This window comes from Clavibacter sepedonicus, from assembly GCF_000069225.1.
GTDB lineage: Bacteria > Actinomycetota > Actinomycetes > Actinomycetales > Microbacteriaceae > Clavibacter > Clavibacter sepedonicus.
In genome coordinates, this window is the sequence record NC_010407.1 from 2,881,487 (window position 1) to 2,895,541 (window position 14,055).

13 protein-coding genes are annotated in these 14,055 nt (G+C 72.3%); 8 read left to right on the forward strand and 5 right to left on the reverse strand.

All coding sequences use genetic code 11. The annotated features are described in order from the left end of the window. The first annotated feature begins 339 nt into the window (after positions 1–339). The gene (locus CMS_RS13485) at positions 340–1,734 is read left to right on the forward strand and encodes a zinc metalloprotease (protein WP_012299977.1); all 1,395 of its coding nucleotides are present in this window, start codon (positions 340–342) and stop codon (positions 1,732–1,734) included. Positions 1,735–1,773: 39 nt separating this feature from the next. Here CMS_RS13485 and CMS_RS13490 read toward each other — a convergent pair whose 3' ends face one another. Continuing rightward, on the reverse strand, positions 1,774–2,598 hold the full coding sequence (locus CMS_RS13490) for a class I SAM-dependent methyltransferase (RefSeq protein WP_012299978.1): 825 nt from the start codon (positions 2,596–2,598) through the stop codon (positions 1,774–1,776). A 35-nt stretch (positions 2,599–2,633) separates the two neighbouring features. Here CMS_RS13490 and CMS_RS13495 point away from each other — a divergent pair, with 35 nt between their 5' ends. Beyond that, on the forward strand, positions 2,634–3,389 hold the full coding sequence (locus tag CMS_RS13495; RefSeq protein ID WP_012299979.1) for a phosphoglyceromutase: 756 nt from the start codon (positions 2,634–2,636) through the stop codon (positions 3,387–3,389). Positions 3,390–3,476: 87 nt separating this feature from the next. Here CMS_RS13495 and phoU read toward each other — a convergent pair whose 3' ends face one another. After that, complete coding sequence (phoU, locus tag CMS_RS13500; protein WP_015491088.1) at positions 3,477–4,130, reverse strand: phosphate signaling complex protein PhoU; 654 nt, start codon at positions 4,128–4,130, stop codon at positions 3,477–3,479. Between the two features lie 203 nt (positions 4,131–4,333). On the opposite strand from phoU, the gene CMS_RS13505 reads away from it, so the two are divergent. Continuing rightward, positions 4,334–5,497, forward strand: coding sequence for a sensor histidine kinase (locus CMS_RS13505; protein WP_041464716.1), 1,164 nt, complete (start codon positions 4,334–4,336; stop codon positions 5,495–5,497). Then, positions 5,494–6,174: a response regulator transcription factor gene (locus CMS_RS13510; RefSeq protein ID WP_012299982.1), complete on the forward strand. Its 681-nt coding sequence runs from the start codon at positions 5,494–5,496 to the stop codon at positions 6,172–6,174. Before CMS_RS13505 ends, CMS_RS13510 begins: the two co-directional genes overlap by 4 nt. An 86-nt stretch (positions 6,175–6,260) precedes the next feature. Here CMS_RS13510 and CMS_RS13515 read toward each other — a convergent pair whose 3' ends face one another. Further along, on the reverse strand, positions 6,261–6,827 hold the full coding sequence (locus CMS_RS13515) for a hypothetical protein (protein WP_012299983.1): 567 nt from the start codon (positions 6,825–6,827) through the stop codon (positions 6,261–6,263). Positions 6,828–6,992: 165 nt separating this feature from the next. Between CMS_RS13515 and CMS_RS13520 the strand changes: the two genes are divergently transcribed. From CMS_RS13520 to rlmB, 4 genes are all read left to right on the forward strand, one after another. Beyond that, complete coding sequence (locus CMS_RS13520) at positions 6,993–7,475, forward strand: CarD family transcriptional regulator (protein WP_012299984.1); 483 nt, start codon at positions 6,993–6,995, stop codon at positions 7,473–7,475. A 59-nt stretch (positions 7,476–7,534) separates the two neighbouring features. After that, complete coding sequence (locus CMS_RS13525) at positions 7,535–8,767, forward strand: bifunctional 2-C-methyl-D-erythritol 4-phosphate cytidylyltransferase/2-C-methyl-D-erythritol 2,4-cyclodiphosphate synthase (protein ID WP_012299985.1); 1,233 nt, start codon at positions 7,535–7,537, stop codon at positions 8,765–8,767. 83 nt (positions 8,768–8,850) lie between these two features. Next, positions 8,851–10,305, forward strand: a complete 1,455-nt coding sequence (gene cysS / locus CMS_RS13530; protein ID WP_012299986.1) for a cysteine--tRNA ligase — start codon at positions 8,851–8,853, stop codon at positions 10,303–10,305. Next, positions 10,295–11,368, forward strand: coding sequence for a 23S rRNA (guanosine(2251)-2'-O)-methyltransferase RlmB (gene rlmB / locus CMS_RS13535; protein WP_012299987.1), 1,074 nt, complete (start codon positions 10,295–10,297; stop codon positions 11,366–11,368). The genes cysS and rlmB overlap by 11 nt, the downstream gene beginning before the upstream one ends. 75 nt (positions 11,369–11,443) lie before the next feature. On the opposite strand, the gene CMS_RS13540 is transcribed toward rlmB, so the two are convergent. Beyond that, positions 11,444–12,748, reverse strand: coding sequence for a DUF4032 domain-containing protein (locus tag CMS_RS13540; RefSeq protein WP_012299988.1), 1,305 nt, complete (start codon positions 12,746–12,748; stop codon positions 11,444–11,446). A 101-nt stretch (positions 12,749–12,849) separates the two neighbouring features. Then, positions 12,850–13,950 (reverse strand): ABC transporter ATP-binding protein, encoded by a 1,101-nt coding sequence (locus tag CMS_RS13545; RefSeq protein WP_041465076.1) that lies wholly within the window; start codon positions 13,948–13,950, stop codon positions 12,850–12,852. Positions 13,951–14,055 lie beyond the last annotated feature (105 nt).

Sequence of the window (14,055 nt, forward strand, 5' to 3'; positions counted from 1 at the left end):
CCCGGTCACCCCGGTCACCCCGGTCACCCCGGTCACCCCGGTCACCCCGGTCACCCCGGTCACCCCGGTCACCCCGGTCACCCCGGTCACCCCGGTCACCCCGGTCACCCCGGTCACCCCGGTCACCCCGGTCACCCCGGTCACCCCGGTCACCCCGGTCACCCCGGTCACCCCGGTCACCCCGGTCACCCCGGTCACCCCGATCACCCCGATCGCAGGTACGCCGTCCGCGCGGACTCCTCCGTGCCGACGCCCCGCGCGCCGCTCGTGCGTCGTGACGACCCTCCGACAGCGCGGCGGGCACCTCCCTCCACGCCCCGCCGGACACGACAGGACACCATGCGCATCACGAGACCCACGATCATCTGCACGCTGGCGGTGGTCGCGCTCGCCGCGGCCATGGCCGCCCCCGCCCCCGCCCAGGCGGCGGCCGCGCCGTACCGCGTCGAGGCCGCGGCGCCCAAGGGCCAGGTCGCCGTGGAGGAGGTCACGGTCGTCCTCGTCGACCCGCAGGGCGTCGCGCCGGACTACACGCGGGAGGACGTCGCGTCGAACCTCGCCAAGGTCGACGCGTACTACGCGAACGAGACCGGCGGCCGCGTGCGCGTCCACGCCACCTCGATCAGCGACTGGCAGGTCCCCGACGACCCGGGCGTGCGATGCGACGACTTCGCCTCGGTGAACGCGTTCGCTCAGCGGTACTCGGGCTTCACCCCCGGACCGGACGCGCACCTCATGGCGATGGTGCCGCACGACGACGCATGCGCGCAGTTCTCCAACGGGTCGGAGGGCGAGGGCGTGAACGACGGCGGGTTCGTGTTCATCGGACAGGACCTCCCCACCACCCTCGCGCACGAGCTCGGCCACAACATGTCGCTGTTCCACGCGTCGTCGGTGCGGTGCTCCGACTCGTGGGACTACGACGAGCGCGCCATGCCCGCCTCCTGCACGCGATCGGAGTACGGGAACGACGCCGACCTGATGGGCAACGCGTACACGTTCCTGCCGTTCACCGCGGGGACGCTCGACCGGCTCGGGCTCATCTCGCACCGCGTCGTGCCCACGTGCGGAGCCACCAGGCGCATCGACATCCAGACCATGTCGAGCGGCTTCGACGCGCAGCGGATCGTCTCCTGGGCGGACCCGGAGGATCCGTCGGTGAGCTGGTTCGTGCAGTACCGGGACGTCGTCGACGGGCAGGAGTACGCGGCCGTCGACGACTCGCCGTACGCGGACAGGGACATCCGGCCGTCGGGCGTGCAGCTGTCGCGCACCGATCCGCTGTACCCGGAGGCCACGTCCATCGCCGTCCGGCCGGGCGACACGTCGGTGACGGCCCAGCGGCTCGTGCCGGGCGACGAGGCGGACCTGCGGCACGGCATGTCGGTGAGCGTCGTGGGCATGGACGAGGACGCGCACCTCGCGACGGTCGACGTGACCGTGCCCTGCGGCGCCGGCGGCCGGACGGTCGAGCCGACGCGGTCCGATGCGCGGTCGATCCCCTCCGGCGCCATCATGCAGCAGGCGCCGGGCATGCCGTCGATGCTGGGCGAGCCGTCAGGGCGGCCGGGCGCGGCGGCGATGCCGGGCATGCCCGCGATGCCCGCGATGCCGGGCATGTCCGCGATGTCGGACATCGATCACGCCGCCATGGGCATGCAGCCTCCGGGAGCGGCCACCATCTCGGTCCCCGGACCCCGGTGGAACGTCGCGCGGATCCTCCGCGCCTCCTGACGCGACGGGATCGAGCGGCCCGACCGGCCCGACCTCGCCTCAGGGCCGGTCGGGCTGCGGCGCCACCGCCGACCACGGCACCGTCAGCTCCCCGAGCCGCCAGCGCGCGTGCCCGCCCTCGACGGGCACGCCCGCGTCGCGCATCCGCCGCACCGCGCCCAGCCACTGCTGCCGGGGACCGTAGACGCCGAGCGGCGCGCTGAGGATCCAGCTGCGGTCGAGGAGGGCGAGCACCTCGTGCACGCGCTCGCCGGGGACGTTGCGGTGGATGAGCGCCTTCGGCAGCCGCTCGGCGACGATCGAGGGCAGCTCCAGCCCCGCCAGGCGCAGCGAGACGGTGAGGCTGCGCGGCCCGTCCTCGCGCACGTCGACCCAGCTCGCGACCCGGCCGATCTCGTCGCACGTGCCCTCCACCACGGATCCGCCGGGGGCGAGCCGGGCCGCCATGCGCGCCCACGCCGCGGGCACGTCCGCCTCGTCGTACTGCCGCAGCACGTTGAAGGCGCGGATCACCGTGGCGCGCTCGCCGCCGGGCAGCGGCACCTCGAACCCGCCGCGGACGAAGGAGATCCGCTCCCGTGCGGAGGCATCGGGCCACGCGGCGAGCTGCTCGCGGGCGCGGGCGACGCGTCCCGGCTCGATCTCGATGCCCACGACGCGCACGTCGGGCCGCGTCGCGCGCAGCCGCCGGTGCATCTCGAGCGCCGTGATCCCGCTCGCGCCGTAGCCGAGGTCGACCACCAGCGGCGCGTCCGCGGTGCGCAGCGAGTCGAGGGTCGCGATCCACCTGTCCACGCGCCGGAGGCGGTTCGTGTTGGTCGTCCCGCGCGTCACGGAACCGACGGGGGAGGCGGGGACCGGCATGGGATCAGTCTCCCATCGCTCGATAGGCTGATCGCATGGCTGAACCCCGCACCCTCGTGCTGTTGCGTCACGGCAACAGCGACTGGAACCAGAAGAACCTGTTCACCGGATGGGTGGACGTCGAGCTGAGCGAGCAGGGTGTCGCGGAGGGGCAGCGCGCCGGCGAGCTCCTCGCCGAGTCCGGCATCCTCCCCGACGTACTGCACACCTCCGTCCTCATCCGCGCCATCGACACCGCCAACATCGCGCTCAAGCGCGCCGGCCGCTCGTGGATCCCCGTCCAGCGCACCTGGCGCCTCAACGAGCGCCACTACGGCGCGCTGCAGGGCAAGGACAAGGCCCAGACCCTCGCCGAGTACGGCCCCGAGCAGTTCGCCACCTGGCGCCGCTCGTTCGACGTGCCGCCGCCCCCCATCGCCGACGACGACGAGTACTCGCAGTCGGCCGACCCCCGCTACGCCGACCTCGGCGACACGCTGCCCCGCACCGAGTGTCTCAAGGACGTCATCGAGCGGATGCTGCCGTACTGGGAGTCCGACATCCAGCCCGACCTCGCCTCCGGCCGCACCGTGCTCGTCACGGCGCACGGCAACTCGCTGCGTGCGCTCGTCAAGCACCTCGACGGGATCTCCGACGCGGACATCGCGGAGCTCAACATCCCGACCGGCATCCCGCTCGTCTACCGCCTCGACGAGGACTTCCGCCCGATCGTCCCCGGCGGCGAGTACCTCGACCCGGAGGCCGCCGCCGCAGGCGCTGCGGCCGTGGCCGCGCAGGGCTCCAAGAAGTAGCCCTCCCGCCCGAACGGACGACGAGAGCCCGACCGGATCATCCGGTCGGGCTCTCGTCATCGCTGCGGGTCGTGGCCCGCCGCGGGATCAGGCGTCGGCCTGTACCCAGTCGCCGGTCGCGAGGTACTGCACGGTCTTCGCGATGGACACCGCGTGGTCGGCGAAGCGCTCGTGGTAGCGGCTGGCGAGCGTGGAGTCGACCGTGTCCACGGCCGCGCCCTTCCAGGTCTCGCCGAGCACCTTGTCGAAGACGCTGAGGTGCAGCTCGTCGATGCGGTCGTCGTCGTTGCGGATCTCCTCGGCGAGCTTCGCGTCCTCGGTCGTGAGGAGGTCCGTGAGCTTGCGGGCGATCGCCACGTCGAGCTGACCGAGCTCGAGGAACGTCGGGCGCAGCGACTTCGGGACCACCTTGTCCGGGAAGCGGTAGCGCGACAGCTGCGCGATGTGCTCGGCCAGGTCACCCATCCGCTCGAGCGACGCGCTGATGCGCAGCGCGCTGACGACGATGCGCAGGTCGCGCGCGACGGGCTGCTGGCGGGCGAGGATGTTGATCGCCAGTTCGTCGAGGCTCGTGGCGAGCTCGTCGATACGGCGGTCCTGCTCGATGACGGTCTCGGCGAGGCTGACGTTCGACTCGTTGAACGCGCGGGTCGCGTTCTCGATGGAGATGGCGACGAGCGCGGAGATCTCGATGAGACGCTCCTGGACCTCGTGGAGCTCCTGCTGGAACACTTCGCGCATGGGGGACGTCCTTTCAGGCCGCCCCGCTGCGAGGGGCGGGGTGGTTCTCGGGCAGAGCGGGCCCTGGTGGCGGGCCCACGTCCTCCGACTCTGGTCATGCGAGGTTAACGCACGGTGCCGACGAGCTGAATTCGCGGCCCCGTGGGGCCTCTGCGGCGGTCGGACGGCCGGGAGACCCCGATGCCGTCTCCTAGTGTGGGCGCATGGACACCGGTGCGTTGGTGCTCGTCTGCCTCCTCATCGGATTGGCGGTCGGCGCGGGATTCGTGTGGCTGCTGCACCACGCGGCGGACCGCGGCGACCGCGCCGTCGAGATCACGAACCCGGTGGTCCCCGACGGCGTCGACGAGGTGCTCGAGGCGCTCGAGTCGGCGGGCATCGTGCTCGACCCGTCCAACAACGTGATGAAGGCGTCGCCCGGCGCCATCTCCTCCGGCCTCGTCTTCCACCAAGCGCTCGTGCATCCCGAGCTCGTCACGATGGTCGACCGCGTGCGCCGATCCGGTGAGCCGCTGGCGGAGGAGGTGTCGCTCGCACGCGGGCCCTTCGGCGCTGCGGAGTTCCAGATGCACGTCCGCGTCGCCCGGCTCGGCACCCGCTATGTCCTGCTCCTCGCGCAGGACCGCACCGAGTCGCACCGGCTCGACCAGGTGCGCCGCGACTTCGTGGCGAACATCAGCCACGAGCTGAAGACGCCCATCGGCGCGGTCGGGCTCCTCGCGGAGGCGCTCGACTCCTGCGCCGACGACGCCGTCCAGGTGCGGCGGTTCGCGGCCCGGCTCACCACGGAGTCGGCCCGGCTGGCGCGCATCACGCAGGAGATCATCGAGCTGTCGCGGCTCGAGGCGGCCAACGCGCTGGAGAAGGCGGAGCCCGTCGACGTCGACCACGTGATCAGCGTCGCGCTCGACCAGGTGCGGCTCGGGGCGGAGCTCCGCGGGATCGAGCTCGCCCGGGGCAAGCGGTCGCGCTCCACCGTCTACGGCGACGAGGCCCTCCTCGTGGTCGCGGTCGCCAACCTCCTGAGCAACGCCGTGAACTACTCGCCCGACGGATCCCGCGTCGGCATCGGCGTCATGGTCGACGACGGCGCCGTCGAGGTCGTGGTCGCCGACCAGGGCATCGGCATCCCGGAGGACGAGCAGAGCCGGATCTTCGAGCGCTTCTTCCGCGTCGACCAGGCCCGCGCCCGCGACACCGGCGGCACGGGACTCGGGCTCAGCATCGTCAAGCACGTCGTGCAGAATCATGGCGGCGACGTACGTGTCTGGTCCCGTCCTGGCCGCGGCTCGACCTTCACCATCCGCCTCCCCGAGGCATCGCAGACCCCGGCGCTCGCCGGTACGGACATCGGAGAACCCACGTGACACGCATCATGCTCGTCGAGGACGAGGCGTCGCTCAGCGAGCCGCTCGCCTTCCTGCTCCAGCGCGAGGGATACGAGGTGGACGTCGTCGAGGACGGCCCCGCCGCGGTGGCCGCGTTCGAGAAGGACGGCACCGACCTCATCCTTCTCGACCTCATGCTCCCCGGCCTCCCCGGCACCGAGGTGTGCCGGGAGATCCGCACGCGCTCGGCCGTGCCGATCATCATGCTCACCGCCAAGGACTCCGAGGTGGACATCGTGGTGGGCCTCGAGCTGGGCGCCGACGACTACGTGACCAAGCCGTACTCGACGCGGGAGCTGCTGGCCCGGATCCGCGCGGTGCTCCGCCGCCGCGTCGAGGTCGACGACGAGCCGCTCAACGTGCTCGAGGTCGGCTCCGTGCGCATGGACGTGGAGCGGCACACGGTCGAGGTCGACGGCCGTGAGATCGCGATGCCGCTGAAGGAGTTCGAGCTGCTCGAGCTGCTGCTGCGGAACGCGGGGCGCGTCCTCACGCGCGGCCAGCTCATCGACCGGGTGTGGGGGTCCGACTACTTCGGCGACACCAAGACGCTCGACGTGCACATCAAGCGGATCCGCTCCAAGATCGAGCGCGAGCCGTCCGACCCCGTGCTCCTCGTGACCGTCCGCGGGCTGGGCTACCGCTTCGAGGCGTAGGCCGCCGACCGGCCGGCATGACAAAGGCCCCGTCCCCCTGGGGGGGGCGGCCTTCGTCGCGAGAGGCCGCGAGCGCGACCGGCGGACTAGTTCGTGCTGTCCTCGAGGCCCTCGTCGCCCTCGGTGGTGCCGGGCGTCGTGGTGACCTTCGTGTCCGGGGTGGAACCGGTCTCGCCGGGCACCAGGTTCGTGTACGTCTCCTGGTCGCCATTGAGCACGGGGACGTCCATCTCGACGCCCTCGGCGTCGCCGTACTGGATGTAGATCTTGGTGAGCGAGCCCGGCGTCGGGTCGACCGAGTCGAAGGTGATGCGCTGGGAGTCCTCGGCGCCGAACTTGGTGAGGCCGGGGGCCGCCGTGACGGTGCGCGTCTCGCGGTCCGCGCTGCCCTCGGTGAGCTCGTGCTGGAAGGCGACGCGCAGGCTGTCGCCGGAGTTGTTGACGAGCGTCACCACGAGGCTCGCGCCGGCCGACGATCCGCCCTCGGTGAGGAGGATCGCGTTGCGCACCTCGATGTCGCCGACCGTGGCGTCGAAGCCGTCACTCGGGAAGTAGGAGATCTGCGTGGCCTGGGGCGTGATGAACGTGCACGACGACGTGCCGACCGCGATCAGGGCCGCGAGGACGATGGGCGATGCGGTACGCGCTCTCACGGGACCCTCCGGTTGTCGCGCGGGCCGGCGCCGGGGCGTCCGGAGGCGTCCGCGCTGGATCAGCTGACCCGCTCAGCCTACGGGATCGGCTGGCGCGCGGCCGCCCGAGGGCGCGCGGGACCCGGCTGGTATCCTGGAGACCACGTCCACAGAACGGGGAACCCATTGCTCTTCGAGGTCGGCGAGACCGTCGTGTACCCGCATCACGGTGCCGCGACCATCATCGAGGTGAAGAAGCGCGTCATCCGGGGCGTGGAGAAGCTGTACCTCAAGCTCGACGTCAACCAGGGCGGCCTGCAGATCGAGGTGCCCGCGGAGAACGTCGACATGGTCGGTGTCCGCGACGTCATCGGGCGCGAGGGCGTGGAGAGCGTGTTCGCGGTGCTGCGCGCCGAGTTCACCGAGGAGCCCACCAACTGGTCGAGGCGCTACAAGGCGAACCTCGAGAAGCTCGCGTCGGGCGACGTGCTGAAGGTGGCCGAGGTCGTGCGCGACCTGTGGCGCCGCAACCAGGACCGCGGCCTGTCCGCCGGCGAGAAGAGCATGCTGCAGAAGGCGCGCGGCATCCTCGTGGGCGAGCTCGCTCTCGCGGAGAAGACGGACGAGGAGCACGCGTCCACGCTGCTCGACGAGGTCCTCGCCTCCTGAGGTCGTCGCCTCGTGACCCGTCCGCCGTGGGCGCACGTCGCCGCCGGTAGCCTGACGGCATGAGCCACGACCCCGTCGTCCCGTCCGCCTCCGTGCCCGCGGACGGTGCGCAGGACGGGCCCCGGCTCGGCGTCGTCGTCGTGGCCGCGGGCAGCGGCACGCGGCTCGGGGCCGGGATCCCGAAGGCGCTCGTCGAGGTCGGTGGGGCCACTCTGCTCGCCCGCTCCCTGGGATCGGTCCTCGGCCTGGCGGAGGAGGCGCACGTCGTGGTCGTCGCTCCGGAGACGCACCTGGCCGAGACGACCGCCGTCGTGGACGCCGTCGCGGGCGTGGCGCGGGGCTCCGTCGCGGTCGTCGTCGGGGGAGCCACCCGGCAGGGCTCGGTGGCGGCCGGCCTCGCCGCGCTCGCCGGATCCGTCGACACGGTCCTCGTGCACGACGCCGCCCGCGCGCTCACGCCCGCCGCCCTCTTCGCCGCCGTGGCCGTCGCCGTCCGCGCCGAGGGTGCAGGCATCGTCCCCGGCCTCCCCGTCACCGACACGGTCAAGCGCCTGGACCCGGACGGGGAGTGCCTCGGCACCGTCGACCGCAGCGACCTGGTCGGGGTCCAGACCCCTCAGGGCTTCCCGCGCGCCGCCCTCGACGCCGCGTACGCCCGCGCCGACGCTGAGCACACGGACGACGCCGCCCTGTTCCAGGCGTCGGGCGGCCGCGTCCGCGTGATCCCCGGCGACGCGCTCGCCTTCAAGGTCACCACCGCGTGGGACCTCCGGCGCGCGGAGGAGCTCGTCGCCCGGGATGCGGGCACCGGATCCGCCGCATCGCGCCTCCGCTCCGGCATCGGCACCGACGTGCATGCGACGGACGCGACCCAGCCGCTCTGGCTCGCCGGGCTGCACTGGCCGGGCCAGCCGGGTCTCGCCGGACACAGCGACGGCGACGCGGTCAGCCACGCGATGTGCGACGCGCTCCTCTCCGCCGCGGGCCTCGGGGACATCGGCGGCGTCTTCGGCACCGACGACCCCGAGCTCGACGGCGCGCACGGCGAGGTCTTCCTGCGGCGGACGGCGGAGCTCGTGCGCGGCGCGGGGTACCGCATCGTCAACGTGGCCGTGCAGGTCATGGCCGTCCGCCCCAAGCTGTCGCCGCGGCGGGCCGAGGCCGAGCGGATCCTCTCGGCCGCCGTGGGCGCGCCCGTCTCGCTCGCCGGCACCACCACGGACGGGCTCGGCTTCACGGGTCGCGGCGACGGCGTCGCGGCGGTCGCGACGGCCCTCGTCGAGCGCGTCTGACTGCGTCGTCGCCGGCGCCGTCGGGCGCCGTCCCCGCCCGTCATCCGGCGGGGGCGCGGATGCGCGCTGACTAGGATCTCTCTGTGACCCTGCGCCTCCATGACTCCCGGACGCAGTCCCTCCGGGACTTCGTGCCGCTCGTCGACGGCAGGGTCGGCATCTACGTCTGCGGTCCCACCGTGCAGTCGGCGCCGCACATCGGACACCTCCGGAGCGCGCTCGCGTACGACCAGCTGCGCCGATGGCTCGCGTACCGCGGGCTCGACGTCACGCTCGTCCGCAACGTGACGGATATCGACGACAAGGTGATCGACAACGCGCGCCGGGGCCAGGAGGCCGGCGGCACGGAGGAATGGTGGGCGCTCGCCTACCGCGTCGAGCTCGAGTTCTCCCGCGCGTACGCGGCCCTCGGGATCCTCCCGCCGAGCTACGAGCCCCGCGCCACCGCGAGCATCGGCGAGATGCAGGCCATCATCGGGCGCCTCGTCGAGCGCGGGCACGCGTACCCGGCCGACGACGGATCCGGCGACGTCTACTTCGACACCGCGTCCTGGCCCGAGTACGGCGAGCTGACCCGCCAGCGCGCCGCCGACATGGAGGCCGCCGCCGACGCGGATCCGCGCGCCAAGCGCGACGTGCGCGACTTCGCCCTCTGGAAGGGCGCGAAGCCCGGTGAGCCCGCGAGCGCGTCGTGGCCGTCGCCGTGGGGCGCCGGCCGTCCGGGCTGGCACATCGAGTGCTCCGCGATGTCCACGCGCTACCTCGGCGCCGAGTTCGACATCCACGGCGGCGGCCTCGACCTCCGCTTCCCGCACCATGAGAACGAGCTCGCGCAGTCCCGCGCGGCGGGGGATCCGTTCGCGCGCTACTGGCTGCACAACGGGCTCGTCGCCGTCGCCGGCCAGAAGATGAGCAAGTCGCTCGGCAACTCGCTGTTCGCCGCCGACCTGCTCGCCTCGGCCCGGCCGGTCGTGGTCCGCTACTTCCTCGGATCCGCGCACTACCGCTCGACCCTCGAGTTCCACGACGGCGCGCTCGCCGAGGCCGAGGCGGCCCTCGACCGCATCGAGACCTTCCTCGACCGCAGCGCCCGCCGCCTCGCCGGCACGCGCTTCCAGGCCGAGCCCGCGGCGACGGACGGCGCGCCCGCCGCCGTGCCCGACGAGTTCGCCGAGGCGATGGACGACGACCTGAGCGTGCCGCAGGCCCTCGCCGTGCTGCATGACGCCGTGCGCGCGGGCAACGCCGCCCTCGATGCGGGCGACCTCCAGGAGGCCGCGTCGCTGCGCGCCGACGTCTCCGCGATGGTGGCCGTGCTCGGGATCGACCCGCTGGCCGACGAGTGGCGCACCGCGTCCGACCAGCCCGCGCGCCGTGCGCTGCAGGCGCTGGTCGAGCACCGCATCGCCGAGCGACAGACCGCGCGGGAGGCCAGGGACTTCGCCCTCGCCGACCGCATCAGACAGGAGCTGGCCGAGGCCGGCATCACGATAGAGGACTCGCCTGGCGGGTCGCATTGGAGCATCGATGGCGAATAAGCCCAGCCGCTCAGGCGCGGTACGGAAGACCAAGAAGGGCCCGCTCAAGGGATCCGGAGGGCAGGGCAGGCAGGCCCTCGAGGGCAAGAAGCCCACGCCCAAGGCCGAGGACCGGCCGTACCACCCCGCAGGCAAGCGCAAGCTCGCGAAGGACCGGTACGAGGCGGCGTCCGCGGGTGCCAACCGCGGCCGTGACGAGCGCGCCGAGCGCTCGGCCGCACCCCGATCCGCGGCGCCCCGCGCCCGCGCGACTGACCGCCCCGCCGGCGCCGACGCCCCGCGCGCCCGCCGCGCGAAGCAGCAGGACGAGTCCGAGGTCGTCACCGGCCGCAACTCGGTGGTCGAGGCGCTCCGGGCCAAGATCCCCGCGACCGCGCTCTACATCGCGTCGCGCATCGAGTACGACGACCGCGTCAAGGAGGTGCTGTCGCTCGCCACCGGGCGCGGGATCCCCGTGCTCGAGGTCATGCGCCCCGAGCTCGACCGCATCGCCGGCCACGACGCCGTGCACCAGGGCCTCGCGCTCAAGGTGCCGCCGTACGAGTACGCGGACGCGATCGAGCTGCTCGACAAGACCATCTCGCGCGGCCAGGTGCCGCTCATGGTCGCGCTCGACGGCATCACCGACCCGCGCAACCTCGGGGCGATCATCCGCTCGGTCGCCGCGTTCGGCGGCCACGGCGTGATCGTGCCGCAGCGCCGCTCGGTCGGCCTCACCGCCAGCGCGTGGAAGACGTCGGCCGGCGCCGCAGCGCGCACGCCCGTCGCCATGGCGTCGAACCTCACGCAGACGCTCAAGGCGCTCAAGCAGCGCGGCGTCTTCGTGGTCGGCCTCGACGGCGGCGGCGACATGTCGCTGCACGAGTTCACGCTCGCCGACCGGCCGATCGTGGTCGTCGTCGGATCCGAGGGCAAGGGCCTGTCTCGCCTCGTCACCGAGACCTGCGACACCATCGTCTCCATCCCGATCGGCGCATCCACCGAGTCGCTCAACGCCGGCATCGCCGCGAGCGTCACGCTCTACGAGATCGGCAAGCTGCGGGCCGCCGCGCGCCGGAAGTAGCACGTCGCACGCACAAAGGAGCCGGGACCCCATGGTCCCGGCTCCTTCGTCGTCGAGGCCGCAGGGGCCCGGCGGTCAGACCTTGGTGCGCCAGTCCTCCGCGGCCTCGGCCTCGGTGATCGGCACCTCCGACTCGTCCTCGATCACGCCGATCGACTCGGTCGGCGGGTCGATGACCGTCGCCTCGTCGCGGCGGTGCCGGAGGATGTCCTGCACGTACGCGGTCACGGCCTCGGCGAGCGGGATGTCGCGGTTCGTCTTCTGCGACATGTACCAGCGGTGCTCGAGCAGCTGGTGGAACACCTCGGCCGGCTCGAGCTTGCCGCGGAGGTCCCGGGGGATTGCCCGCACTACGGGCTCGAACACGCGCGCCAGCCACTCGTGCGCGACCATCTCCTCGTCGAGGTCCTGCTTGTCGGCCGCCGCGGTGTACGAGTCGAGGTCGTTCAGCAGCCGACGCGCCTGGTTCTCCTGCGCGTCCACGCCCGTGAGGCGCAGAAGTCGGCGCTGGTGGTGCCCGGCGTCGACGACCTTGGGCTGGATCCGCACCTGCGAGCCCTCCGCGGTCGTCCGGATCGCGAGCTCCTCGATGTCGAAGCCGAGGTCGTTGAGGCGGTCGACGCGCTCGTTGATGCGCCAGCGCTCCGAGGTGGGGAACTCCTCGCGGCCGGTGAGCTCCTTCCAGAGCGTGCGGTACTGCGCGACGATCCGCGTGCTCGTCTCGAGCGGGTCGAGGCCCTCCTCGATGCGCCCGCCGGCCTCGAGGTCCATGAGCTCGCCGGCGATGTTGACACGGGCGATCTCGAGGTCGTTCTCGCGCTGGCCGTTGGAGAGGCCGCCGTTGAAGAGCTTGCCGGTCTCCGCGTCCACGAGGTAGGCGGCGAACGCGCCCGCGTCCCGGCGGAAGAGCGTGTTCGAGAGCGAGACGTCACCCCAGAAGAAGCCGATCATGTGGAGCCGCACGAGCAGGACGGCCAGGGCGTCGACGAGGCGCGTCGCCGTGTCCGGCCGCAGCTGCTGCGAGAAGAGCGCCCGGTAGGGGAGCGAGAACTTGAGGTGCCGGGTGACGAGCACCGACTTGAGCGGGTCGCCGTCCTCGTCGGTGCGGTTCATGATCACGGCGACGGGCTCGACGCAGGGGATCTCGAGCCGCTGCAGCGTCCGCAGCATGTCGTACTCGCCGCGGGCCATCTCGTCCGTCGTCTCCTTGATGGCGATGACGTAGCCGGAGAGGTTCGCGAAGCGCACGAGGTGGCGGGAGATGCCCTTGGGGAGGGTCGCGATGGCCGAGGACGGCCACTCGTCGAGCGGCAGCTGCCAGGGCAGGTCGAGGAGCGCGGGGTCGACCGTCGCCGCGGTGATGTTCAGGGATCCGGCCATGCTGCGACCCTACCCGACCCCGGAAACGCTGCTGCCGCGGCCCCGGCGCTCCCGGCGAGGGGAGCGAAGGGGACCGCGGCAGCGGTGGTGGGACGGCTCGATCAGCCCGCGGCGACCGGCGCGTTGAGGCGGAGGCCGCTCTCGGCGTCGAAGGCGTGGAGGTGGCCGGGCTGCGGCGTGATGAAGACGGTGTCGCCGGCGTTCGGGTGCAGGCGGCCGTCGACGCGCGCGACGAGGTCGGTGCGCTTGCCCTCGATGTCGGTGTGGCCGTAGAGGTAGCCGTCCGCGCCGAGCTCCTCGACGAGGTCGACCGTGACCGAGAGGCCCTGGCCCTGCGAGGTGCTGACGACGACGTCCTCGGGACCCACGCCGATGGTGACCGCTCCGCCGGTGGCGTTGGTGAGGACGTCGCGCTCGACCGGCACCACGGCGGTGCCGAACTGCACGCCGCCGTCGACAACGTTCGCCGTGAAGAGGTTCATCGCGGGCGAGCCGATGAAGCCGGCGACGAAGACGTTCTGCGGCTTCTCGTACAGGTCGCGCGGCGTGCCGACCTGCTGGAGGACGCCGTCCTTGAGGACCGCGATGCGGTCGCCCATGGTGAGCGCCTCGGTCTGGTCGTGCGTGACGTAGACCGTGGTGACGCCGAGGCGGCGCTGGAGCGACGCGATTTGCGTGCGGGTCTGGACGCGGAGCTTGGCGTCGAGGTTCGACAGCGGCTCGTCCATGAGGAACACCTGGGGCTGGCGCACGATGGCGCGGCCCATGGCGACGCGCTGGCGCTGGCCGCCGGAGAGGGCCTTCGGCTTGCGGCTGAGGTACGGCTCGAGGTCGAGCAGCTTGGCTGCCTCGAGGACGCGGGTGGCGCGCTCGTCCTTGCCGACGCCGGCGATCTTGAGCGCGAAGCCCATGTTCTCGGCCACCGTCATGTGCGGGTACAACGCGTAGTTCTGGAAGACCATCGCGATGTCGCGGTCCTTCGGCGGGACGTCCGTGACGTTGCGGTCGCCGATGAAGATGTTGCCGTCGTTGACCTCCTCGAGGCCCGCGAGCATGCGGAGGGTGGTCGACTTGCCGCAGCCGGAGGGGCCGACGAGGACGAGGAACTCGCCGTCGGCGACCTCCAGGTCGATCTGGTCGACCGCGGGGCGCGTCGAGCCCGGGTAGAGGCGCGTGGCCTTGTCGAAAGTTACTGATGCCATTTCGGTGTTCTCCTTCACGGGCAGGTACGTGCCCGACGATCCGTGGTGATGGATGTGATGCATATGGCTCATCGCTGTGGGCGACGACGACCACCCGTTGAGTAT

Excerpts from the sequence above, each read along its gene's own strand:
- CMS_RS13485 (WP_012299977.1), top strand. The coding sequence starts at position 340 with ATGCGCATCACGAGACCCACGATCATCTGCACGCTGGCGGTGGTCGCG.
- CMS_RS13490 (WP_012299978.1), bottom strand. The coding sequence starts at position 2,598 with ATGCCGGTCCCCGCCTCCCCCGTCGGTTCCGTGACGCGCGGGACGACC.
- CMS_RS13495 (WP_012299979.1), top strand. The coding sequence starts at position 2,634 with ATGGCTGAACCCCGCACCCTCGTGCTGTTGCGTCACGGCAACAGCGAC.
- phoU (WP_015491088.1), bottom strand. The coding sequence starts at position 4,130 with ATGCGCGAAGTGTTCCAGCAGGAGCTCCACGAGGTCCAGGAGCGTCTC.
- CMS_RS13505 (WP_041464716.1), top strand. The coding sequence starts at position 4,334 with ATGGACACCGGTGCGTTGGTGCTCGTCTGCCTCCTCATCGGATTGGCG.
- CMS_RS13525 (WP_012299985.1), top strand. The coding sequence starts at position 7,535 with ATGAGCCACGACCCCGTCGTCCCGTCCGCCTCCGTGCCCGCGGACGGT.
- rlmB (WP_012299987.1), top strand. The coding sequence starts at position 10,295 with ATGGCGAATAAGCCCAGCCGCTCAGGCGCGGTACGGAAGACCAAGAAG.
- CMS_RS13540 (WP_012299988.1), bottom strand. The coding sequence starts at position 12,748 with ATGGCCGGATCCCTGAACATCACCGCGGCGACGGTCGACCCCGCGCTC.
- CMS_RS13545 (WP_041465076.1), bottom strand. The coding sequence starts at position 13,950 with ATGGCATCAGTAACTTTCGACAAGGCCACGCGCCTCTACCCGGGCTCG.